The sequence below is a fragment of the Candidatus Sysuiplasma acidicola genome (assembly GCA_019721035.1).
Lineage (GTDB): Archaea > Thermoplasmatota > Thermoplasmata > Sysuiplasmatales > Sysuiplasmataceae > Sysuiplasma > Sysuiplasma acidicola.
In genome coordinates, this window is sequence record JAHEAA010000001.1 from 1 (window position 1) to 21,308 (window position 21,308).

General features: G+C 51.7%; 21 protein-coding genes. 19 read left to right on the top strand and 2 right to left on the bottom strand.

The annotated features are described in order from the left end of the window. Nucleotides 1-261 precede the first annotated feature (261 nt). Together KIS30_00005 and KIS30_00010 are read left to right on the top strand one after the other, a co-directional pair. Complete coding sequence (locus KIS30_00005; GenBank protein MBX8645131.1) at nucleotides 262-798, top strand: RDD family protein; 537 nt, start codon at nucleotides 262-264, stop codon at nucleotides 796-798. Between the two features lie 65 nt (nucleotides 799-863). After that, complete coding sequence (locus tag KIS30_00010; protein ID MBX8645132.1) at nucleotides 864-1,382, top strand: rhodanese-like domain-containing protein; 519 nt, start codon at nucleotides 864-866, stop codon at nucleotides 1,380-1,382. Here KIS30_00010 and serB read toward each other — a convergent pair. Then, entirely contained in the window at nucleotides 1,370-2,518 is a 1,149-nt protein-coding gene (gene serB / locus KIS30_00015) for a phosphoserine phosphatase SerB (GenBank protein MBX8645133.1), read from the bottom strand. The genes KIS30_00010 and serB overlap by 13 nt on opposite strands. 316 nt (nucleotides 2,519-2,834) lie before the next feature. On the opposite strand from serB, the gene KIS30_00020 reads away from it, so the two are divergent. The 13 genes from KIS30_00020 (at nucleotide 2,835) to KIS30_00080 (ending at nucleotide 15,405) form a co-directional block, all read left to right on the top strand. Beyond that, the gene (locus tag KIS30_00020; GenBank protein MBX8645134.1) at nucleotides 2,835-4,313 is read left to right on the top strand and encodes a DNA-directed DNA polymerase II small subunit; all 1,479 of its coding nucleotides are present in this window, start codon (nucleotides 2,835-2,837) and stop codon (nucleotides 4,311-4,313) included. Nucleotides 4,314-4,725: 412 nt separating this feature from the next. Next, on the top strand, nucleotides 4,726-4,962 hold the full coding sequence (locus KIS30_00025; GenBank protein MBX8645135.1) for an ATPase: 237 nt from the start codon (nucleotides 4,726-4,728) through the stop codon (nucleotides 4,960-4,962). Nucleotides 4,963-4,971: 9 nt separating this feature from the next. Further along, entirely contained in the window at nucleotides 4,972-5,541 is a 570-nt protein-coding gene (locus tag KIS30_00030) for a hypothetical protein (GenBank protein ID MBX8645136.1), read from the top strand. A 1-nt stretch (nucleotide 5,542) separates the two neighbouring features. Continuing rightward, complete coding sequence (locus tag KIS30_00035) at nucleotides 5,543-6,604, top strand: V-type ATPase subunit (GenBank protein ID MBX8645137.1); 1,062 nt, start codon at nucleotides 5,543-5,545, stop codon at nucleotides 6,602-6,604. A gap of 21 nt (nucleotides 6,605-6,625) precedes the next feature. After that, nucleotides 6,626-6,934, top strand: a complete 309-nt coding sequence (locus KIS30_00040; protein ID MBX8645138.1) for a V-type ATP synthase subunit F — start codon at nucleotides 6,626-6,628, stop codon at nucleotides 6,932-6,934. A gap of 4 nt (nucleotides 6,935-6,938) precedes the next feature. Next, the gene (locus tag KIS30_00045) at nucleotides 6,939-8,687 is read left to right on the top strand and encodes a V-type ATP synthase subunit A (protein MBX8645139.1); all 1,749 of its coding nucleotides are present in this window, start codon (nucleotides 6,939-6,941) and stop codon (nucleotides 8,685-8,687) included. Nucleotides 8,688-8,689: 2 nt separating this feature from the next. Then, complete coding sequence (locus KIS30_00050) at nucleotides 8,690-10,072, top strand: V-type ATP synthase subunit B (GenBank protein MBX8645140.1); 1,383 nt, start codon at nucleotides 8,690-8,692, stop codon at nucleotides 10,070-10,072. Further along, complete coding sequence (locus tag KIS30_00055; protein ID MBX8645141.1) at nucleotides 10,072-10,719, top strand: V-type ATP synthase subunit D; 648 nt, start codon at nucleotides 10,072-10,074, stop codon at nucleotides 10,717-10,719. The genes KIS30_00050 and KIS30_00055 overlap by 1 nt, the downstream gene beginning before the upstream one ends. 1 nt (nucleotide 10,720) lies before the next feature. Then, nucleotides 10,721-10,894 carry a hypothetical protein gene (locus KIS30_00060; protein MBX8645142.1) on the top strand — a complete coding sequence of 58 codons (174 nt, stop codon included), beginning with the start codon at nucleotides 10,721-10,723 and terminating at the stop codon, nucleotides 10,892-10,894. A gap of 105 nt (nucleotides 10,895-10,999) precedes the next feature. Further along, the gene (locus KIS30_00065) at nucleotides 11,000-11,218 is read left to right on the top strand and encodes a hypothetical protein (GenBank protein MBX8645143.1); all 219 of its coding nucleotides are present in this window, start codon (nucleotides 11,000-11,002) and stop codon (nucleotides 11,216-11,218) included. A gap of 2 nt (nucleotides 11,219-11,220) precedes the next feature. Continuing rightward, nucleotides 11,221-13,158, top strand: coding sequence for a V-type ATP synthase subunit I (locus tag KIS30_00070; protein ID MBX8645144.1), 1,938 nt, complete (start codon nucleotides 11,221-11,223; stop codon nucleotides 13,156-13,158). A gap of 61 nt (nucleotides 13,159-13,219) precedes the next feature. Further along, a complete protein-coding gene (locus tag KIS30_00075) occupies nucleotides 13,220-14,467 on the top strand; it encodes an MFS transporter (protein ID MBX8645145.1) in 1,248 nt (415 codons plus the stop codon). 338 nt (nucleotides 14,468-14,805) lie between these two features. After that, nucleotides 14,806-15,405, top strand: coding sequence for a helix-turn-helix domain-containing protein (locus KIS30_00080; GenBank protein MBX8645146.1), 600 nt, complete (start codon nucleotides 14,806-14,808; stop codon nucleotides 15,403-15,405). 349 nt (nucleotides 15,406-15,754) lie between these two features. Here KIS30_00080 and KIS30_00085 read toward each other — a convergent pair whose 3' ends face one another. Beyond that, the gene (locus KIS30_00085) at nucleotides 15,755-16,303 is read right to left on the bottom strand and encodes a hypothetical protein (GenBank protein MBX8645147.1); all 549 of its coding nucleotides are present in this window, start codon (nucleotides 16,301-16,303) and stop codon (nucleotides 15,755-15,757) included. Nucleotides 16,304-16,791: 488 nt separating this feature from the next. On the opposite strand from KIS30_00085, the gene KIS30_00090 reads away from it, so the two are divergent. From KIS30_00090 to KIS30_00105, 4 genes are all read left to right on the top strand, one after another. Further along, nucleotides 16,792-18,273, top strand: a complete 1,482-nt coding sequence (locus KIS30_00090; protein MBX8645148.1) for an MFS transporter — start codon at nucleotides 16,792-16,794, stop codon at nucleotides 18,271-18,273. Next, nucleotides 18,270-18,512 (top strand): hypothetical protein, encoded by a 243-nt coding sequence (locus KIS30_00095; GenBank protein MBX8645149.1) that lies wholly within the window; start codon nucleotides 18,270-18,272, stop codon nucleotides 18,510-18,512. The genes KIS30_00090 and KIS30_00095 overlap by 4 nt, the downstream gene beginning before the upstream one ends. A 288-nt stretch (nucleotides 18,513-18,800) precedes the next feature. Further along, nucleotides 18,801-20,018 (top strand): 4Fe-4S binding protein, encoded by a 1,218-nt coding sequence (locus tag KIS30_00100; GenBank protein MBX8645150.1) that lies wholly within the window; start codon nucleotides 18,801-18,803, stop codon nucleotides 20,016-20,018. Further along, nucleotides 20,019-21,284 (top strand): pyruvate ferredoxin oxidoreductase, encoded by a 1,266-nt coding sequence (locus KIS30_00105; GenBank protein ID MBX8645151.1) that lies wholly within the window; start codon nucleotides 20,019-20,021, stop codon nucleotides 21,282-21,284. It begins immediately after the preceding gene. Nucleotides 21,285-21,308 lie beyond the last annotated feature (24 nt).

The following is a 21,308-nucleotide window of genomic DNA, read 5'->3' on the forward strand; positions in this document are numbered from 1 at the left end:
TAAACGGCGACAGGGGGAGGTCGCCGAAACATGTTATTTCCGCACAACACTGACTGTGTTCGCTGCAGTAACCGTGTCGCTGTCTGCAACTGACGACGAGAGGTGTGACTGCAGCGGGCGGAGTACGCAGAAACCATAAAGCTGCTGGAATATCAAGAAAAATTTGACAAGGTCGTTTACCCGCGGATTGCCCTATTTCACGATCCCCATCACCAAGATTTAAGGTCTACGTGGTGTTAGACCCCGACCGGTGAACAGTTGTTGGCAGGCAGTATTCTCACGCTTTCGACCGCTGGTGAAGAGAGCGGGAGCGGCCAGCAGGAACACGGACGTGCATCACTGACGGAAATGGGGTATGAACTCGCCCCCCTTGCGGACAGGATAGTGAGCCTCATAATAGATCTTGTCATTGTGGCTGTCATCGGCATACTGATACTCATTGTTGCAATACCGTTCTCTCTGCTCTTCAGACCATTGACCTTCGCCACTGATTTCTCAACTGACGTGCTGGTCCTCAGCATCATCTACTTCATTGTGTTCGAATGGAACGGACGCCAGACGCCCGGCAAGAGATTCACCGGAATAAGGGTGGTGGACGCAGGTTCAATGAAGGCGCAGGATCACACGCAGGTGATAGTAAGGAATGTTCTGCGTGTCGTTGATTCCTTCCCGGGCAATCTCTACATAGTGGGTTTCTTAATAGGGTTGTTTACGGAAAGGAAACAGAGACTTGGTGACATACTGGCAGGCACGATGATGGTCAAAGGCGAGCCCAGAATGGTTCGCAGGGAACAATGAACTGCATGGAATGTGACGGCGGATTATCGGAAGCGCATGACGGCGCGGGAGAGGTCTGAAGCAGTATGCGGACGCTGCCGCTGGTACTCACGCTTTTCGCCCTCTGTGCCATGTTTCTTGCCGCACTCTACAACGCATTTGGATTCACTGCCCCGTTCATTGCTCTGACATCTCTCCTTGTTCTGGGCCTGGCAGCAGCACTTCTGCCGTACAGATATTACGGCTGGCCGTATGCAGAAAAGGGGACATATACCGACCTGGACAGTGCAGCACTCTATGAGTTGATCGGGCGTCAGAAAGATCTGAGAATTGTGGATGTTAGATCGAGGTCCGAATTCATGAGAGGGCATATTCCCGGTGCAATTAACATACCGCTCACCAGGATTGAGAGAAATACGCTGTTTCCTGTTCCGACTGTTTTCGTCTGCTCTACAGGACACAGATCAAGGATGGCGCTCAGAAAGACACGCGGAAAGGAACTGTACAACCTTGCCCGCGGATACAGAAAATGGATTGAAGCGGCACTTCCTGTGGAATCCGGAAAAGAGGGGAGCGCGGGAACCGGCGATGCTCAGTTGCCGTAATGCCCGAGACAGTAGAGTATAGATCGCAGATCGCTCCTGGAGAGCGAGCCGTCTGCCACCTTCCTGAGCACATCCTTTCCCCTGAAGGCAATGCCGAGGCCCGCATTCTTGACCATGATTGTGTCGTTTGCACCGTCACCTACGACAACAACCTCTTTCGAAGAGATGCCCTCGGCCATCATTATTTCCTCGATAACACGCTGTTTCCCTCTGGCGTCAAGTATTGGTTCCTCCAGATTTCCGGTGAGACGGCCATCCTTCACCTCCAGCCTGTTCCCGAATGCGTAATCAAGGCCAAGCTCCTCTTTCATCTTCTCCGTGAATTCCGTGAAACCGCCGCTGACCAGAGCGATGCGGTATTTCATCGAGCGGAGGGACGAAATCAACTCACGTGCTCCAGGGTTCAGCGTGAGGGAGGATTTCATCTCCTCCAGCACAGATGAGGTCATTCCCCTGAGGAGTCTGACCCGTTCCCGTATGGACTGTATGTAGTCTATCTCCCCGTTCATTGCTCTCGCGGTTATCCTGCTCACGTCTTCCCCTATGCCCGCAATTTCCGCCAGCTCATCAATGGTTTCGTTGCTTACCAGAGTGGAGTCCATGTCGAAAACTATGAGTTTTTTGCCCATCCTGAATGTCGACTCCTGCTCAAAAACAATATCCACTTCCAGTCCGGACATAGCCTGCTCAATGCCCTTCCTTGCTTTTTCCGGCGGGCATCCGTCCAGATCCACCACGAACTGCATGGCAGAGAGGTCCCCCCTGCTGAGCATATTGATCCTGATGTTGTTGATACCCAGTGAAGCGGCAGTCACCGCGAATATTCTGAGCATTTCGCCCGATGGCCTGCCTATCATCGTTATAACATACTTTTCCGAGAACGAGTCTGTAACGTATTCTTCTGTTTCATGAACGTCAACGGAGAGGTCAAAGCCGGAAAGAGCGCCGATCATCCTCTCTTTGAACGGAACGGCGGCCGACTCGCCTTCCGTGAGTATGAACAGACTGAGTATACCATGCACGACGCTCTGCTGTATGTCGACTATGCGTGAACCGCCGCGCAAAACGGAATCGATGGCACGAGCCAGAATGCCTTCCGTATCTCTCCCGAGTATTGTAACTGCGATATATTTCAAGTTCCGCACCGCCCGGGATCTAAACGAGTCAGCTGCCCCGGCGGCAGACACCATTTGTCACCTCAATGAAAACCTTTGCCATACGGCGGGAGTGTTCTCTTGAATGATTTCACACTGGGACGGCAAGTCATCGACGACTTTTGCACCATGGACAGGTGTAGTTATAGTACAGCAGCAGGAAGTGCGATGTGTGAAGAGTATAGCACGGAATCGACAGATGCTGGCACCCAGCAGCTTTCATAGCATATGCTGCGTGTCGCAGTCAGCCACTCACACTGCAAGTACATTTAGTATAAGATGGCATTAGAGAAGGGGAATGAATTCTTCAACTGAGGAGATACTGAAACTTGCCTCATCCAGGGGCGTCCTGCTTGAGCCTGACGCACTGAAGGGACTGAGTGTAAGAATGGACGGTTTCGCGATGCTCCAGTCATATCTCGATTCCCTTGACAGTCCTCCGCTCGTCGTAACGGCTGAAATGATATTATCCGCCACTCCGGAAGACACGCAGGCGGCGCCACCCGAAGTGCCGAGAACGGTGGGGCACATATCTTCTGTGCCGGAGGCCCCGCACGTCATCAGAGATATAACCGGAAACAGCACGACCACCGGTAATGTCAAAGATTTTGCAAAGTATTTCAGCGATCGATTTCACTCGATCAAGAGGATACTGCTGAAGAGAAAGGACATGGCAGGTGCGATACCAATCTCCAAAGTGGTGCACGTCAACAGAGATGCGAAAGTCATAGGCATAGTCAATTCAGTGCATCAGACAAAGAACGGCCACAGAATACTGGAGATAGAGGACGAGGAGGAGCGGTGCACTGTTCTGCTGCTGAAGGACAAGGGATTTGACACAATCCTGAAGGATGAAGTCATAGGCATACACGGCAGGATGGGCAGGGACAGAAAGATGCTGGTGGCCGACTCGCTGATCAGGCCAGATGTGCCGTTCAACAGGGTAACGGAGAAGATAGCCACGGATTCCAAAGTGGCCGTGCTCTCCGACACACACGTGGGAAGCAGGACATTCCTGAGGGAGGAATGGGACAGCCTGCTCGCCTGGCTCAAGAGCTCTCCTGAGGCGAGAGACATAAATTACCTGATCGTCTCAGGTGATCTTGCAGACGGCATCGGAGTGTATCCGGATCAGGAGGATGATCTGGAGATAAGCGACGTGTTCGAGCAGTATCAGCGCGTGTCGCAGTATTTCTCCGAACTGCCTGATTGGGTCAGGCCGATACTCATGCCCGGAAATCACGATGCAGTGAGACCCGCCGAACCGCAGCCGACATTTCAGCAGGAGATAAGGAAAATGTTCGACTCGAACGTCACATTCGTCGGGAATCCGTCGCTCATTGAGCTGGAGGGAAGGAGAATACTCTCCTACCACGGCAGAAGTTTCGATGATGTCATCAGCACCATCCCCGGACTCTCGTGGGAAAAGCCAATAGAGGCCATGGTTGAGCTGCTGAAGAGAAGGCATCTGGCGCCCGTCTACGGAGAACGGACACCGCTTGCTCCCGAGAGAAAGGATTACCTGGTCATTGACGAGGTGCCGGACGTGTTCATAACGGGACACATACATTCCTACGGCCTTTCCGATTACAGGGGAGTTAAGCTCGTGAGCGGCAGCACCTGGCAGTCGCAGACTTCATACCAGAAGATGAAAAACATTACGCCTATTCCTGCCAAAATGCCCGTAATCAGTCTGTCTGATTTGGAACTGAGAGTCGTTAATTTCAGTGATTTCTCGAGAGCCGGCAGGAGGGAACGGAAGGCCGAAATGCTGTGATGCGCACCGGGCACCGCAGATGCCGGCAAAAGGAGCGGAGTCCATGCCGCTCCGGCTGTGACTGCATCACGCAATCACGTCCGGCACACAGTTAACATTCAATCGAATATTCTCCATTGCGCAGGCATGTTGTATGGGAAAACCATCATGTCTGCAACCGTCTCAATTACACCAAGGCGTGTGAGAGGAGGGCAGTGCCGCCTTTCCCCGGCTTCCACTTTATTCGCCGTTTTTCATATGGCGAATGTCCTCCGGATCCCGACCGTTCAGCCCATCGCTGGAGAAATAGTTCTGCAGACTGTGGAACACCGGTGCAGCGGGCGGGAAGTGTTCAGTCAGAAGGGCCGAAACATGTTCCGGACAAGGTAAGTTTTTTATAAGGAGGTCAAATAGTGCAGACGGTGAATATTTAATGGTAGCAACCGTAACCACAGTGGATGCTCTTCTCGCAATAGCCGCATCGATTTCCATTGCAGGCGGTCTGATAGGCACAGGAATGGCACAGCAGGGAATAGGTGCTGCGGGAATGGGAATTATCGCGGAGAAACCGGAGAAGTTCGGGCAGGTACTGTTTTTCTTTGTTATACCTGAAACTCTCTGGATACTCGGATTTGTGCTTGGTCTGATTCTGCTGTTACACATACTGTGAAGTGCTGAGATGCCACTAGAGAACATCCTCCAGTCAATCGAGCAGCGCAAGGCAGCTGAGACAGAGCACATTGCAGCCAGATTTGAAGAACAGATGCGCCTGCTTGAAAAGGAGACGGAAAGGAGGATACAGGAAATCGCCGCTGCTTCGGCCCGGCAGAGTGCGGAGGAGTGCCGGTCCCTGGAGAACATGGAACAGTCGAATGCGGAAATAGAGGCGAGGAAACTCGTATGGGAAAAGAGGACGGAACTTGTCGAGGAGATGCTGGCCAAGGCGTTTGACTTCATGAAGGAGATGCACTCCTCCAAATCTTACAAGAAGATGACGACAGAGATGGTAAGCCTTGCCGTGAAGAAACTGGGCGAGGGATGCACAGTCAGGGTAAACGGTTCCGACGCTCCGCTGATCAAGGGCATAAAGGGAGTCAAAATCAAGGCGGAGGAAGTAGACCCTTACGGCGGGCTGATTGCAGAGTCGCGCGACGGAAGCATGGAGATTGATCTGACGATCACGACCATGATGAAAGATCTCAGAGACAGCCTCTCGCTTGAGCTGTATGAGAGAATCGGTGCTAAGTAAGATGGATTCCACATATTCCGGAAGTTATGGAAGAATAAAGGCAGCAAGAATGGAGTTCCTCAGCGATGGCTTCATCGCAAACCTCCGTGAAATGGATATTGAGGCGATCACAAGGGCACTGTCTGCAACGGCATACAAGGAGGATATTGACGCCCTCTATTCCAGATACAGTAATCCCGAACTGCTTGATATGGCAATCAACAGGAGACTTGTCAGAAGAAACAGAATAGCCCTGTTCGCTCCTCCGCCCAATGCTTCGGATATGCTGAAGGCCTATCTATCCAAGTGGGACGTCAGGAATATAAAATCAATAATAACCTCGATATACGTTGGCTATTCCCTCAGACAATCGGAGGCTTTTCTTGTGAGCTTCAGGGATGTACCTGTCGGAGCCTTTGCAGGCAACATGACGGCGGACGATTTCAACATACTCCTGGGCCAGTCCGGAATGGATGCACTGGTGGAAACCCTTTCGCGATACGGCTATGGTCAGGTTCTCATGCAGGAAATGGAAAAATACCGCAAAGAGGGTGATGTTGCGCCCATGCTGCATGCGCTGGACAGATTCTATTATAAACGGCTGTTCGCGAGTCTGAGATTCTATCTGGGCAACGAAGGACCGCTTATTCGATACTTCGGTGAGGAAGTTGACGCATACAACATCATTGTTCTACTCACGGCAAAACAGATGAAGGTGCAGTTCGAGAGAATAAGGGAATCACTGCTGCCGTACGGAACGCTTTCAATGGAGAACTTCCAGGCGCTCTACGGATCTGAGAGCGTCGAGGAGATGGCCGGCAAACTCGGAGACAGATTCGGCACCGGTGATGTTGCAGCCAGATACAGGGAAAGCGGCGATCTGAATAGTTTTGAATCGGGCATGCGGAACCACATTTATGACAGATATGCAGGCATCCTTTCATCCCAGTCACTGTCCATCGGCTCGGTTTTCGCGTTTGTGTTCAGGGCGGAGAGGGAGAGAGATGTATTGCGTGCTATCGCCACTAGCAAGGTATACGGCATTGAACCGCAGAAGATAGCGCCGCTTGCTGGAGGGGTGTGAGTCTTGCCCGGAAGCAGTTTCATGGGTGAAGTTGCTGTCATCGGTGAGAGGGAGCTGGCCCTGGGGTTCAGACTCCTCGGCATAGTCGATGCTTTTCCTGCGGAGGGCGTCCAGGCTGTGGAAAAGTTCAGGGAACTGTACGACGCGGGAAAGCATTCCTTCATCATGCTGTCCGAAAATGTCAGAAAATACATGGACAGCAAGACAGTCGATCTGGTGAACACATCCACGACTCCGCTTGTAGTATTTGTTCCTCTTCCGGGCGGAAGTGAGGAAGAGTCGATAGAGAAGTTTGCAAAGAGGGTTCTTGGCGTCGAAATAGGCAGGTGAATAAATGGGAAAAGTTGCAAGAGTTTCTGGACCGGTCGTCATCGCGGAGGATCTGAAAGACGTAAGGATGTATGACGTCGTCAGAGTCGGAGAGCTCGGACTCGTGGGCGAAGTGATAAGAATTTCCGGCGAACGTGTTACGATCCAGGTCTACGAGGATACGAGCGGAATACGGCCCGGCGAGAAAGTGGAAAATGTCGGGAAACCACTTTCGGTCGAGCTGGGTCCGGGTCTGCTGAAATCCATTTACGACGGCATACAGAGACCGCTCGATGTCATACGTGAAAAGAGCGGTGATTTCATAAGAAGAGGATTTTCCGCCAGCCCGCTGGACGAGACCAGGAAATGGCTGTACAAGCCTTTGCTGAAGAAAGGAGACAAGGTTTCGACTGGACAGGTAATAGGGGAGGTCCAGGAAACAAGCCTCATAACACACAGGATCATGATTCCATACGGCGTGTCAGGCACCTTGGGCGAAAACAGCGAGGGAGAGTACACAGTTTCTGATACGGTTACCACCGTCAAGACAGACAAAGGAGAGGTGCCGGTCAGACTGAAACAGGAGTGGCCGGTCAGGGAGGCGAGGAAGGTCATGCATAAACTGCCTCCGAACACGCCCCTGATAACCGGCCAGCGGGTCATAGACTCTCTGTTTCCGGTCGCGAAAGGCGGAACGGTTGCGGTTCCCGGGCCGTTCGGCTCGGGCAAGACCGTCGTTCAGCATCAGCTGTCGAAATGGTCCGACAGCGATATCGTGGTCTATGTTGGATGCGGGGAGAGGGGAAATGAGATGACGGAGATACTGGCAACATTTCCCGAGCTGCTTGACCCGAAAAGCGGCAAACCGCTGATGGAGAGAACCGTGCTCATTGCCAATACATCAAATATGCCCGTGGCGGCAAGGGAGGCGAGCATATACACGGGCATAACGATTGCAGAATACTACAGGGACATGGGATACGATGTTGCACTCATGGCAGACAGCACATCCAGATGGGCCGAGGCGCTGCGTGAGATATCCGGCAGGCTGGAAGAGATGCCTGGAGAAGAAGGATACCCGGCGTACCTGGGAAGGAAGGTTTCAGAATTCTATGAACGTTCGGGTAACTCGCGTGTCGTCTCGCCGGACGAACGGTATGGTTCGGTCACAATCGTCGGCGCAGTCTCTCCCCCCGGAGGGGACATTTCAGAACCGGTTTCACAAAACACGCTTCGGGTTACAAGAGTCTTCTGGGCACTCGACTCGTCGCTCGCCTCGAGAAGGCATTTCCCTTCAATAAACTGGCTGAACAGCTATTCGCTTTACCAGCTGGAACTGTCCAAATGGTATGAAAAGAACGTAGCGCAGGACTGGCAGTCCGTCTATGCGGAGTCGATGGCGATACTGCAGAAAGAGGCAGAACTGCAGGAAGTCGTTCAGCTGGTCGGATATGATGCCCTCCCTGAGAAGGAGAAGGCAATACTGGATATTTCGCGGATGATAAGGGAAGATTTCCTGCAGCAGAGCGCGTTTGATGAAGTCGACTCGTACTGCTCCACCAGGAAGCAGTACGGCATGCTGAAAACAATAATCGAGATGTCGCGCTGCCAGAACGAGGCCATCGAGCGCGGCGTTTCCATGGAAAAGCTCGCAGCACTCGAAGTGAGGGGCAAGATTTCCAGGATGAAGGAAGTCAGGGAAGCTGATTTCCAGCAGTACTTTGAAGGACTGCTCAGCGAAATTAAGGCGCAGGTGGGCGCCGTGGAGGCATGAATATGCCGGGTGTCAGTTACAAGTCGATATCACAGATTTCGGGACCGCTGCTGTTTGTGGAGAATGTGCAGAATGCCGCTTACAACGAACTCGTTGAGATAAAGAGCGGAGACGGCATGATCAGGATGGGACAGGTGCTGGATACCAGCGCCGGACTCGCGGTGGTGCAGGTGTTCGGACCTACAGCAGGACTGGATGCGAGCAGGACGCGCGTGAAGTTTTCGGGCAGCACGGCCAGAATAAACGTGTCGGACGAAATGCTCGGCAGGATATTCAACGGCCTTGGCGAGCCGACGGACGGCGGCCCCAAGATCGTAAGCAAGGAGAAGATCGAAATCGTTGGAAATGCCATCAACCCCTACTCGAGAGAAGAGCCGTCGGAATTCATAGAGACTGGCATCTCGACAATAGACGGTATGAATACGCTGGTGAGAGGACAGAAGCTCCCCATATTCTCCGGCTCAGGCATGGCGCACAACATGGTCGCGGCACAGATAGCCAGACAGGCAAAGGTGCTCGGTAAGGGAGAGAATTTTGCAGTCATATTCGGCGCCATGGGAATAACGAGCGAGGAGGCAAACTTTTTCATAAGCGAGTTCAGAAACACGGGCGCCCTTTCAAGAGCGGTCCTCTTCCTCAACCTCTCCTCCGACCCGTCGATGGAGCGCATCATACTTCCCAAGGTGGCGCTGACGACGGCCGAATACCTTGCGTATGAGAGGGGCATGCACATACTCGTCATATTGACGGACATGACGAACTACTGTGAGGCGCTGCGTGAGATATCCTCTGCCAGGGAGGAGGTGCCCGGCAGAAGGGGGTACCCCGGTTACATGTACACTGATTTGAGCACGATATATGAGCGTGCGGGCAAGATACGCGGCAAGAACGGCTCCATAACACAGATACCGATACTCACGATGCCCGGTGACGACATAACGCACCCCATACCTGATCTTACAGGCTACATAACAGAGGGACAGACGGTTCTGAGCAGGGATCTGCAGAGGAAGGGCATCTACCCCGCAATCGATGTTCTTCCGTCCCTGTCAAGACTAATGAACCAGGGCATTGGGGCAAAGAGGACAAGAGAGGACCACAGGGGCGTGGCAGACCAGCTGTACTCAGCCTATGCAAACGGCAAGGATCTCCGTTCGCTCAGCGCCATCGTCGGCGAGGAGGCACTGGGAGCCAACGACAGACTCTACCTGAAGTTTGCGGACGAGTTCGAAAAGAAGTTTGTGAATCAGGGTGTGTACGAAGACAGGACGATTGAGACTACGCTCGATCTCGGATGGGAGCTGCTCAGCACACTGCCCGAAAACGAGATGAAGAGAGTTAAGCGCGAATACATAGGCAAGTACGGCAAGTGGAGGAAAGACTGATGCCTGCACAGCAGATCAAGCCTACGCGCATTGAGCTTATACGGACAAACAGAAGGATAAAGCTGGCAAAGAGAGGCCTGGATCTGCTGAAGATGAAGAGAAATGCGCTTGTAATGGAATTTTTTGCGATTAGCAGAAAGGTGCGCGGGCTCAGGGAAAACCTCAGAGCGGATGTCGGCAGGGCGCTTGAATCCATGAAGATGGCCGAAGTCATGAGCGGCGCGATGGAAGTGGAGCGCGTGGCACAGATGTCTGCAAATTCGGCACTGGGCGTGGGCGCCAAGAACGTGATGGGCGTCAGGGTTCCGGAACTGAGTTACAGAGCTGGAGCATCGGTTCTGAGCCCGGAATACAGGGCGACGTCTGTCCCGGCACCGATAAATGATGCTATCAGAAGGTTCGAGACTGTCTTCTCATCGATGATAGAGATAGCGGAAAAGGAGAATTCGATGCGCAGGCTGCTGCAGGAAATAGACAAGACAAAGAGGCGGTCCAACGCCATAGAGAATATGCTCATACCTCAGCTGAGCGCGGCTGCCAAACACATAAGGATGAGACTCGATGAGATAGAGAGGGACACATTCACTACGCTGAAGACAATCAAGAGGAAGATGGTCCAGCGCACCGCCGCGGAGGAGGGTGCGTAAAATGAATGTGAAGTACAGGGCGAGAGATTACTACCCCAGGATCACCATAACACGCGAGATGATCAGGCAGAACAGCAAACTCAGGCTCTTCATCAGGCTGAGGATGCTGTTCCTGGTCCTTAATCCAGTCATTGCGATGGTCGGCATAATAATAGTTATGACAGGGGTGTTTTGAATTACCGACGACATAGAGATACTCAGGACAATAAAAGAGAGCGAACTGAAGGTCGAACACGACCTGCAGGAGTTCTCCAGACAGCAGGAAGAGAAGCTGGAAGCGATGAAGAGAGAAATGCAGGCCCGGATTGATGAGGCCGTCAGTAAGGCCGGCAGGGAAAGGGATGAAGCGCTTCAGAAGACAAAGGAGCAGGTGGACAGGAAACGTAAGAAAATTCTCTCCGAAGCGAAGCGCAGCACCGAAGACGTCGTGCTCAATATAACAAAGAAGGACATAGAGGGCATAGTCCACACCCTCATCGGAAAGTATCTGGAGGAATAGGCATGCTGCTGCGGTCGGAGAAGATAATCAGGGTCAGGGTTATAGGCTCCAACGGCTGCAGAAAGACCGTGATTTCAGCGCTGCATGATGTTGGCGTCATGCAGCTTGAGGAACTGAGCGGCGAAGCGGCCGAAATGCTGCAGAAGAGAGTCACAGCCGAGAATGTTGAAGCGCTGAACAGGGAGATGCTCAGGTTCAGGGGAATGGAGGCAGTCCTGCCACGCCGCAGGGTAGGCGACAGGAAATATTTCAGCTCCACAAAGGAGCTGCTGGAAGCAGCGGCGAAGGTGAACATAGACGGCGAAATAAAGTCCCTGAAGGATAAGGAGATTGCCCTGAACGCCACATTGAGAGAACTTGAGAACAGACTGAACATAGCTCAGAAGATGAAGGGACTGGACTGCGATCTGTCGGTGTTCAGATCTGCACACATCTCGTCGTTCATAGCATCCGGCGGTGAAGCAGACATAAAGAGCGCCGTGAAGGGCGCAATCGACGATGTCATTGTGAGGGACATTGACGGTGCGTACCTCGTCGCAGTCCGTGTCAACAGGGAAACAGAACTCGCGCGTCTCGCGAATGAGAAGGGCATAAGCCTGGTGGCTATACCGGAAATGAGCGGAACGCCCTCCGAATTCATCGAAAGGACAGATGCCGAAGTGCATTCCCTGAAGGGCGAGCTGGAGGCCGTTTCAAAGAGGCTAGCAGAGATCGCGGACATGCATTTCGCGACAATAGCGCAGATCAGGGAGCAGCTGGACATCGAGGCGAAAAAATACGATGTGTCGGAGAAGCTGGCCGGCACGGTGGACGCTTTTGCACTCGAGGGGTGGATTCCGGCACGCTACTACGGCATGCTCGGTGAAATGCTTGACAGCCTGACATCCGGCAACGTCATACTGTCCAAAGTGCAAACGAACGAGGAACCACCGACACTTTTCCGCAATCCGCGCAGCATCAGGCTGTTTGAATTTTTCATCCGTTTCTACTCACTTCCCAGAGAGTATGAAATCGACCCTACGCTTGTTTTTGCATTTGTATTCCCGCTCTTCTTCGGACTGATGGTCGGCGACTGGGGGTACGGACTTGCAATACTGCTGATTTCGCTGTTCATAATTCACAGGCTTGACCATCCTGTGGCGCACAGCCACATACCCGGGTTTCTGAGCCGGTTCGTGCTCATGATCATGGGACCAAATGCCCTCAAGACGCTTGCGAAGGCACTTATTCCGTCCTCCATTATTGCAATAGTCATCGGTCTGCTCTTCAACGAGTTTTTCGGATTTCAGGTCCTGCCGTTCACCGTATTTGCCGTTGAGCCGGGACTGGCAAAACTGCTGCTGATTTCCGGATACATCGGTCTGCTGCTCGTCTCATTTGGTCTTGTGCTCGGCGCCGTCAATGAGCACACTGTGGGCCACAGGAAGGGTATCGCAGCCAAGGCCGGCTGGCTCGCATTCGCGTGGGGCATTGCCGTGTTCGGACTCAACCTTCTGCACCGCGTTCCGATGAACCTGGCCAATCCCTCAGTCTCGGTGCCGATAGCGCTCATTATTGGCGGTGTTGTGACGGTGCTTGCGATGGAGGGAACGATGGGCGGGATGGAGATTCCGTCAATAATCAGCCACATTCTATCGTACACAAGGATTGTCGGCATACTCCTTGCCTCCGTCATACTCGCGAGCGTCATCAACATAGCGCTGAGGGCTTTCGCATCCGATCCGCTGCTCATACCCGTAGGCATCTTCATCGTGATCGTGGGACAGGTTTTCAATCTCATCATAGCAGTTTTCGAGTCCGGGATACAGGGCGCAAGGCTTCTCTATGTGGAATTCTTTTCAAAATTCTACAAAGGGAACGGAAGATACTTCAGGCCCTTTTCCAGCCCCAGAAACTACACGATAAAGCAGTTCGACCTGGACATGAAGGCCGGCAAGTGATATCACTCAGCAGCTTTATCGGTCTTACGGAACTCATTGACCCCCTGAAGCCGGGGGCAGCATGACGCAGTCCACACACTTCGGAAAGAACTCATTCGTGCTCATGGTGACGTCAGTTGCGCATTTTGTCAACGACGGTGAAAGCGCACTTCTTCCGGTCGTCTTACCCCTGCTTGCGTACACAATTTCGAGCAGTTACGCGCTTGCTGCGGTCGCGGCGTCCTTCTACCTCTTCTCCTCCTTCGGCAGTCCCGTTGCCGTTTCACGGGTCGCGCGCCTCGGAAACACCGGAAGGGGGCTGGGAGAAGGACTTCTGATACTCGGTATAGGCATATTCCTCACAGGCTTGTCAGCCTCATTTCTCGGCACATACACGCAACTTGCCTACGCGGGAATAATAGTCTCATCGTGCATAGCGGGCTTCGGCTCGAGTTATTACCATCCAATCGGCAGCGGCATCGTGCAGAAGAGTTTCGGTAACGAGGCGATGGGCGTCGCACTCGGAGTGAACGGATCTCTTGGCAGTTTCGGAAGAGCGATATTTCTCACAATCTCAGTAGTGGCTTTCGGAGCGTTCATGCTCTCCGGCGGACTGATGCTCATAGGGACGGCGTGCATTGCTGCCGGTGCGCCGATATTCATCTTCTTCCGATTTATTGAAGGAGAAAACGTGCCAGTCCCGGGAAGCGGCAGTGCGCGCAGCTGGGACAGGATAGGACCGGCAGTAAGGGGGACGTGGCCGCTGATTGTTCTGACTTTTGTGAGGAATGCGGCCTCCACCGGGATCATACTGTATCTGCCAACCTACTTCATAAGGGCACATCTGCTCCCTTACGGCCTGAGCCTTGGTCTCATGATGACGGTCATACTGTCTCTTCCAATCCCCGGTCAGATCATGATTGGCTGGATTTCAGACAGAATCGGTCTCATCAGGACGCTGTTCCTGACGACACTGATGTCCGGCGTCTTCGTCATGGTATTCCTGCTCTATCCTCTGAACCTCTACTTCGATGCGGCGTCGCTCGGCCTGTTCAGCCTGTTCGCTTTCAGCGGTTTCCCGATCCTGTTTCCGATCGCAACGAAAATGGGCAGAGCCGGGGACGCTCATCTGAGCCGGGGAGTAATATGGACAGCAGTAGGTTCCGGCTCTGCAGCCAGCCCCGTGATCGTCGTCCTGCTGAGCGAGGCGTGGGCGATGGGCAGTCTTCAGGGCGCATTCCTTGTTCTTTCATTGGCTACCGTAATAGTATCAGCTCTGTCATTTTCGTCAAGGATCGCGCTCAGCGAGAAGAAACACAGCAATCTATGATTTCACGGGAACTGAACCTTTGCCGAATGTGAACAGAGAAAGTTGAAGCAGGACAGTGTAGTGCGTCTGTATTCTCTGAAATAAACAAGTCGGTCCGATGCTACCGTGTATGGAGTAGAGTTCCGGCATTACCCTGAACTCTGCTATATCAAAGATGCTGAGTGGAAGCATTCAAGTCAATGTTTGCAGGCAAAAATAGACAGTATCGCCGAGGCAGTGAGTTAATATCTACAGTTGTACATGTTCGGATCATGGAACTGTGGGAACTGACCATAACCCAGACTGACTGTCCGAATATAGAGACAACTGAAACTTTCGAAAATACATGCATACTGCTGATGAACACCGAATCATCCGGAAAATACCAGGACATATTCGCAATAATATATTCAACTGAAAAGCAGGAGCTGAATTCCGCACTTAAGTTCCTTTCATCGCATCGCAGAGTTTCAAATTTCAACCTGATATCAAAGAAAAGCGGCATTGCCATGGTTTTCTACAGGATGCAGCAGACATCCATGTTCCGCAAGACCTCGAAACTGGGTTTCCGCATACACCCGATTATGGTGGGCAAAGGGAGGGAGAAGTGGTTCTATATCAACAGCGGGCTGAAACCTCTCACTGAGAAAGACGTGAATGATAAATTCACAACAATAATCTCCATGAATTCAATAGCACAGGAGGAGTTCTTTCAGCAATATCCGGCATCTTTCAACAGGCTAAACATGGCCCATATGATGGCAATGCTCTCGGGAGATGAAGTGAAGCTGATAAGCACAATCAATGAACTTGGATTTTTTGACTGGCCGCGTGGTGCCAGTCTTACACAGTTGAGCAATAAGATGAAGATGTCGAAGAGCACACTTTCCTACCACGTGAGGGGAGTTGAAAAGAAGATCGCAAACATGCTCACTGAGGAAGCGGGCGTCTGCAGGTGAGATGACACCGGATTTCTGGTTGGATTTGGTCGTTTCCCGTTTGTTCATGCAGCAGGCAGGCCTGCATGCCCGTAGGTTGAGTAGGGCTGAAGCAGGATGCTCCGCAGCATAGGCCGCCGGTCTGCTGCAAAAGCCCCGGCACATCGCTGCGATGAAGGCCTTTTGAGTAAAGGGTTGTGCCTCATCAATTCCAATCGGACAGTAAATCAGGACAACGGCAGATGTTCCGCAACGGAGCGACAGCTTGTCTGTCGGCGCATCAGTGCGCCATAGCATGCGAAAAGAGAGTGCTGGGCTATCACTCAGGTTGCCTGACGCGGTGCAAAGACCAGAGAACATAGTGTAATGGTCACTTTCCATTTTTCTCTCTGATTAAGGCTCTGATTGTTGCGGCCAGTCCTTCTGGATCACGGGCTCCTGCAAACTTAAAGAGCAGCCTGTCGCCCTGAATGAACACAAGATCGCCGACCATCCGGCTGTCTATGCTCACCTTCGGTTTGCCGAAATTTACCCGCTCTCTGTCCTGGACCGGAAGCGAACGCTTGTTCTGAGCAATAATTTCAACATCTGCAAGATCGAAAGTGCTGACTGGTTTCCGCTCTCCCCTCTTATCGGCCGCCATCACTATTGCCTTTGTATCTGTTATGACTACGCTGTTTCCCTTGTCAGACCGGGAAGCCCTCCACAAATATATGAAGTATACAAAGCCCACAAGCCATGGAAACCCTGAGAATCCCTTTGAAAACAGAATTATGCCTGAAACGAACAGAATGGCGACTATTGCAATCTGATAGTATTTAAAACCGGAGTGAAATGGCACCGGATAAATCTCCAGAACCTTTTTCCCGGCGTCTCGCTCTGTCTGTGTTGAAGTCAGTCGGCTGCCCGGGAATTTCACACCCCGGTTACTAAAGAAAACAACCTGATATTAAACATGACGCTGAAACAGATTGCCTATATTCAGTTGCAAAAAAACCGCATGTTTGCTTTGAAAACGAGCCTGCTAGTGCGCGAGCTGCATGTGTCAGCACAGGATTCCAGTAAGGCAAATTATCTACAGTTTCCACAATTTCTGTCTGCCCCCTTCTCCGCTCTATCCGAAAATACGAGCTGTCCTGAGGCAATATAGTTGTGAACAAGCCAGGGAAGGAACAGTAGGTAACTGAAAGGCATCAGCGTGTTCATGCGTGTGTGGAATGCGGACTAAAGTGTTATTGTGCTGGTCTGCCCCCTTAATCCTCTTGTCCAGAATTAGTGACCAGACCAAATCAGTGATCACCATAAAATAATCTGAGAGTTTCACGCTGGAATCATGTGCAGAACACTTAAACCTGTACAAGTAAAGCTTATAATTCAGATTTTTGTTTGACAACACAAGGTGAAGTTATGGGGGCGGAAACTTCTCAAGTATACAAATCTCCTTATGGTGAGTACCGGATAATTGTCGATGATGCCGGGAGAAAGTACAGAGTGGGAGAAGATGTCAAAGGCATAACAAAACGTGTGGGCATCGGCCAGGGCAGGAGAACGCTGCTTTGGGGAGCCTGGATGTGCTTCTTCTTCGGAAGTGTTATTGAATATGGATGGGGAGTTGCATCCACAACAGTCATACAGTACTATGGATGGAATTATTCCCTGGCGTTTTTCAATTACACGGTATACGTTCTGTTCGAAGCGACTATAATCGCATACACATACAGTTGGCTGCGTGAAAAGGGTCTCATATCTCCAAGAAGGACGATGCTTATGGCTGTCCCTCTTGTTGCAGTATGTTATTATTTTCTCGCACATTCGTTTGCACCTTGGATTTCTTATGCGGGCTACGCTGCCATTGGCGGCTTTGGTTCAGGCGCGGGGTATGCGACAGGGGGCCATGTTGTAACCAAATGGTTCCCGGACAAGAGAGGATGGAGATTGGGATTCGCCGACGGTGCATGGGCCTACGGTTCAGTTCCGTTCATTATTTACTACGCAGCCTATTTCCACACGAACGATTTCATTCCAGTGCTGTACGCAACTGGCATAATTCTTGGCATCGGCATGCTTATCGCAAGTTTCCTTGTCTGTGATCCACCGAAATACTGGTGGCCGAAGGATGTGGACCCCATTGCAGCCAGAAAAGGCAAATTAAAGTCAAGAGAGCTTAAAAACAATCCCCCGGCGGTTGCCCAGTTTGAAACGCGTGAATTCTGGGCCTCAAGAGCGGGAAATGCACTAATTGCAGCCTTTACTCTCGGACTGTGCGCATCTCTTTTCAATGTCGGGTTCTATGCGCCATTCGGTGTTGCCATGGGACTTAAGTCCGGCATTGTTGTGTTTACAGTCGGCGCGGCTGGATTTGCATTCACTGATGGCATTGGCCGGCCAACGATGGGCTACATATCGACCATCATTGGAAGAAGAAGGATGTTCTACATAGCATACCTGATAATGGGTCTGGGTGGTCTGGCAACGCTTTATGCAGGTGAGATTCATGACGCGATGCTCTGGGCATTCTTCGCGGTTGTGAGTGGTGCAGTATCCGGTGCTTGCTTTGTCTTCGCTCTGCTGATTGCAACAGACTACTATGGAGAGAACAACGCTGCAAAGAACTGGTCAAGCAATTATGTCTTCAAAGTCATAGGCGGTGCTTTCGCAGGCATTGTTGCAGCGGCAATCCTCGCGGCAACCAATAACTGGCCGCTCGTATTCTATCTGGGCGCAGGCTTCTCACTGATAGGTGCCTTCCTGATATGGGCATTTGTGAAGCAGCCTACCGAAGAGGAATACGCAAGGATCAGACAGAAACTGAACCGACCCGTTCCTGCTGAGATAATGAACAAGATCACAGCCACACGCACTGAACAGGTGAAGGGGGGAGACGAATGACCGAAGAGATGGAATACACCGATCACAAAGGTCTGATTGACGTTTCTGACACGGTCGTGTTCATATTGGGTTTTGTCATCATGGCGATCGGTTTCCTGATTAGCGTCGTCGGGGTTGATGGCAGTTCGCAGGTGGTTGTAGGGGTCGGGATAGCACTCATCTGGGTAGGTGTGGCAACTGCATTCTTCAGCGGCCTCATCGGAAACAGAAAAATACCGACCGGCTATGAAAAACGGTAGTTCGGGAGAAGCCTGAAAAACAAACACACCGGGATTGCGGACGTGCCGCATTCCCGGCAAACATTATTTTTATACATTTTTTATTCACATATACAGATTTAGCTTCAGGGGACGTTTGCCACCGTCTTTGTAAACTCCGAAATCGGTTTATCAACTGTTGCCTCTACGTACCACCCGGTGCACCGTTGAATGCCAGTTCAGAAGAAAAACAGAGGTTGGTACCTGTTCAACATAAAATCTTTATTGTTAGAGCATGAATCCAACTAAAATCGGTAAAGGCGAATCGATATGGGCGGAAATAATCACAGTAAGGAAAACGGTACAGTTTCCACGGCGGATTTGGAAAAGTCGGTACTCCGGCTTGAGGTCAATTACAGGGGCATATTCCAGAAGTCATTGGCATACAGAATTACAAATGACCTGGTCTATGCTGCACATTCTGAGGGAAAAACAGCCTTCTCCAACGGCAGGTACAGCGACGACCCGCAGAGAAATGGTGTGCCGTGTGCCAACTTCGCTTTCTTCTCCGACAAACTTTCAGAGGATGATCTTGAAGCTGTTGCAAGCGCAAGCATGGACATCGACAGGGCAAATGTTGTTGTCGTGCTGGACGACACAATGGTAAAGGGGCTGGAGCCGTGGGGGCACTACGGGATAAGGCCGATTAACGAAAAAGTAATCGCAGGCGGTACGCTCCTTGTCATTTCACGGAGAAAACCGGAGGAACTTATAAAACATCTGGAAAAGAAGCCGTTCAGTTACAACATTGCAATCCTGCCAGGCGATCAGAGTTTTGCAGGTCTCTGGTATTACAGGGACGATTTGACAGATGTCAGGACGCTTGCGGCGATTGCGAGGGTTGCACCTGATGTAGTAGGCATTAAGACCGTTGAAGAATACGTCAGGAAGAAGTACGTCGACGAAGGAAAGGTAAAGGGCGTCCAGGAAGCTTATGACTCCGTTGCAGTCAGGGAAGTGCATCCCAGCGAAGGGATAGTCTGGCCATATCCGAAACCGAAACTCCCGTCCTGGGAGAATTTCGAGGAAGGGATCGCTGTGAAGAGTGTTGCGAGAGGATTCAAGATGGGACCGAGGGGACAGAACAGGAATCCAGATTTCAAGCGTGGAACAAGCAAGACGCAAAGGCCCGTAATACGTTTTGACACATGCATCAAGTGCACACTGTGCTGGTACGACTGCCCCGACGAGTGCTTCGATCCAGCAGCCGATGGATTGTATGATGTCAACTATGAATACTGCACAGGCTGCGGTAGATGCGCACAGGTCTGCCCTGTGAATGACTGCATAGTCATGGTGGATGAGCTTAACTTCGACAACAACAACAGCCCGTGGGAATTATACAAAAAGAATCCCGAGGCCTATGTGAAAATGATTGAAGAGAAGAAGGGGACGGCTCGCTTCATGCCTTCGCCGGTTACCGGCAAGGGGGAGAAGCATACGGAGATCAAGGTTCCTGTGCCCTTCAAAGCAAGTGGAGGGAATTGAATGGTTACAGAGCTCGTTGACAGAAAGATCTATGAAAGTGAGGAACTTGCGACTGGAACCGATGCCGTTGCGCATGCGGTTAGGCTTGCAGATATCGATGTATTCTCGGCGTACCCGATAAGGCCGTACACGGGTGTCATGGACAGGCTTGCCAAGTTCATTGCTGACGGGAAGTTTGATTCGGAGTACATTATCGCGGACGGAGAACATTCACAGTTCGAGATCGCGAAGCATGCATCCTCGGTTGGTGCGAGGGCTTTTGCGGGCAGCAGCGGCACAGGGTGGCTGTATGCCACTGAAGCGCTTGCTGCGACAGCCACTGACAGGCTGCCGCTGGTGGCACTTGTAGGAAACAGGGCACTCGATGACCCGGGAGCGTTCGGAGTGGAGCACAACGATGCTATGCTTGTCAGAGACCTCGGGTGGCTCATCGTATGGGCATCGACTGCACAGGAAGCTCTGGATACGACACTTATTGCATACAGAGTGGCAGAAGACCCTTTGGTCATGATGCCATGCGCAGTCGCAATTGATGGCGGCTACCTTACACATTCGCAGCACATTGTGAAAATACCGACGAAGGAAGCCGTTCAGAAATTCCTTCCTCCATACGACCTGGGCAGCAGGCGTATGCATCCCGACAATCCCGTTTCCATTGCGCCGCAGATAAATGAAGACTGGGGAATGGAAATAAGAAGACAGAACTGGGAAGCTGCCAGGAGAGCCAGAGGGGTCATATACAAAGCTTACAAGGAATACAATGAGGTCTTCAAGAGCTCCTACCAGAATCCGTTCTTCGAGGAATTCATGATGGAAGATGCGGAGATAGCACTCATTGGAATGGGTACAGTGTCATCCGCCGCCAAAGCGGCAGTAAAGCTTCTCAGGGAAAAGGGGCAGAAGGTAGGGTACATAAAGCTGAGATGGTTCCGGCCGTTCCCGGCCGAAGAACTGAGGGAGAGCCTCTCCGAAGTTGCGGCAATCGGCGTGATAGATCGTGACTTTGCCCACGGAGGCCCGGATGACGGGGGCGTGCTATTCAACGATGTGCGCTCGGCACTTTACAATTCCAGGAACAGACCGAGAATTGTAGACTTCATAGGCGGTCTCGCAGGCAGGGAAATATCGATTGAGGACGTTGCAAGAATGGCCGAGATAACAAAGAACCATAAAGGGGAAGGCAACCTGGTCACATGGATAAGAGTAAGGGAAGGCAGCGAAAAGGGCGATATCAAAGTACGAATGAATAATAAGAGAGGTGAGTAAAATGGCAACTACGACGGGAGTGTC

What these genes read in the sequence shown, in the direction of transcription:
- KIS30_00075 (MBX8645145.1), top strand. Translation starts at nt 13,220, where the DNA reads ATGACGCAGTCCACACACTTCGGAAAGAACTCATTCGTGCTCATGGTG.
- KIS30_00035 (MBX8645137.1), top strand. Translation starts at nt 5,543, where the DNA reads ATGGATTCCACATATTCCGGAAGTTATGGAAGAATAAAGGCAGCAAGA.
- KIS30_00090 (MBX8645148.1), top strand. Translation starts at nt 16,792, where the DNA reads ATGGGGGCGGAAACTTCTCAAGTATACAAATCTCCTTATGGTGAGTAC.
- KIS30_00050 (MBX8645140.1), top strand. Translation starts at nt 8,690, where the DNA reads ATGCCGGGTGTCAGTTACAAGTCGATATCACAGATTTCGGGACCGCTG.
- KIS30_00065 (MBX8645143.1), top strand. Translation starts at nt 11,000, where the DNA reads ATGAAGAGAGAAATGCAGGCCCGGATTGATGAGGCCGTCAGTAAGGCC.
- KIS30_00045 (MBX8645139.1), top strand. Translation starts at nt 6,939, where the DNA reads ATGGGAAAAGTTGCAAGAGTTTCTGGACCGGTCGTCATCGCGGAGGAT.
- KIS30_00100 (MBX8645150.1), top strand. Translation starts at nt 18,801, where the DNA reads ATGGGCGGAAATAATCACAGTAAGGAAAACGGTACAGTTTCCACGGCG.
- KIS30_00080 (MBX8645146.1), top strand. Translation starts at nt 14,806, where the DNA reads ATGAACACCGAATCATCCGGAAAATACCAGGACATATTCGCAATAATA.
- KIS30_00055 (MBX8645141.1), top strand. Translation starts at nt 10,072, where the DNA reads ATGCCTGCACAGCAGATCAAGCCTACGCGCATTGAGCTTATACGGACA.
- KIS30_00105 (MBX8645151.1), top strand. Translation starts at nt 20,019, where the DNA reads ATGGTTACAGAGCTCGTTGACAGAAAGATCTATGAAAGTGAGGAACTT.
- KIS30_00060 (MBX8645142.1), top strand. Translation starts at nt 10,721, where the DNA reads ATGAATGTGAAGTACAGGGCGAGAGATTACTACCCCAGGATCACCATA.
- KIS30_00095 (MBX8645149.1), top strand. Translation starts at nt 18,270, where the DNA reads ATGACCGAAGAGATGGAATACACCGATCACAAAGGTCTGATTGACGTT.
- KIS30_00025 (MBX8645135.1), top strand. Translation starts at nt 4,726, where the DNA reads ATGGTAGCAACCGTAACCACAGTGGATGCTCTTCTCGCAATAGCCGCA.
- KIS30_00020 (MBX8645134.1), top strand. Translation starts at nt 2,835, where the DNA reads ATGAATTCTTCAACTGAGGAGATACTGAAACTTGCCTCATCCAGGGGC.
- KIS30_00010 (MBX8645132.1), top strand. Translation starts at nt 864, where the DNA reads ATGCGGACGCTGCCGCTGGTACTCACGCTTTTCGCCCTCTGTGCCATG.
- KIS30_00030 (MBX8645136.1), top strand. Translation starts at nt 4,972, where the DNA reads ATGCCACTAGAGAACATCCTCCAGTCAATCGAGCAGCGCAAGGCAGCT.
- KIS30_00040 (MBX8645138.1), top strand. Translation starts at nt 6,626, where the DNA reads ATGGGTGAAGTTGCTGTCATCGGTGAGAGGGAGCTGGCCCTGGGGTTC.
- KIS30_00070 (MBX8645144.1), top strand. Translation starts at nt 11,221, where the DNA reads ATGCTGCTGCGGTCGGAGAAGATAATCAGGGTCAGGGTTATAGGCTCC.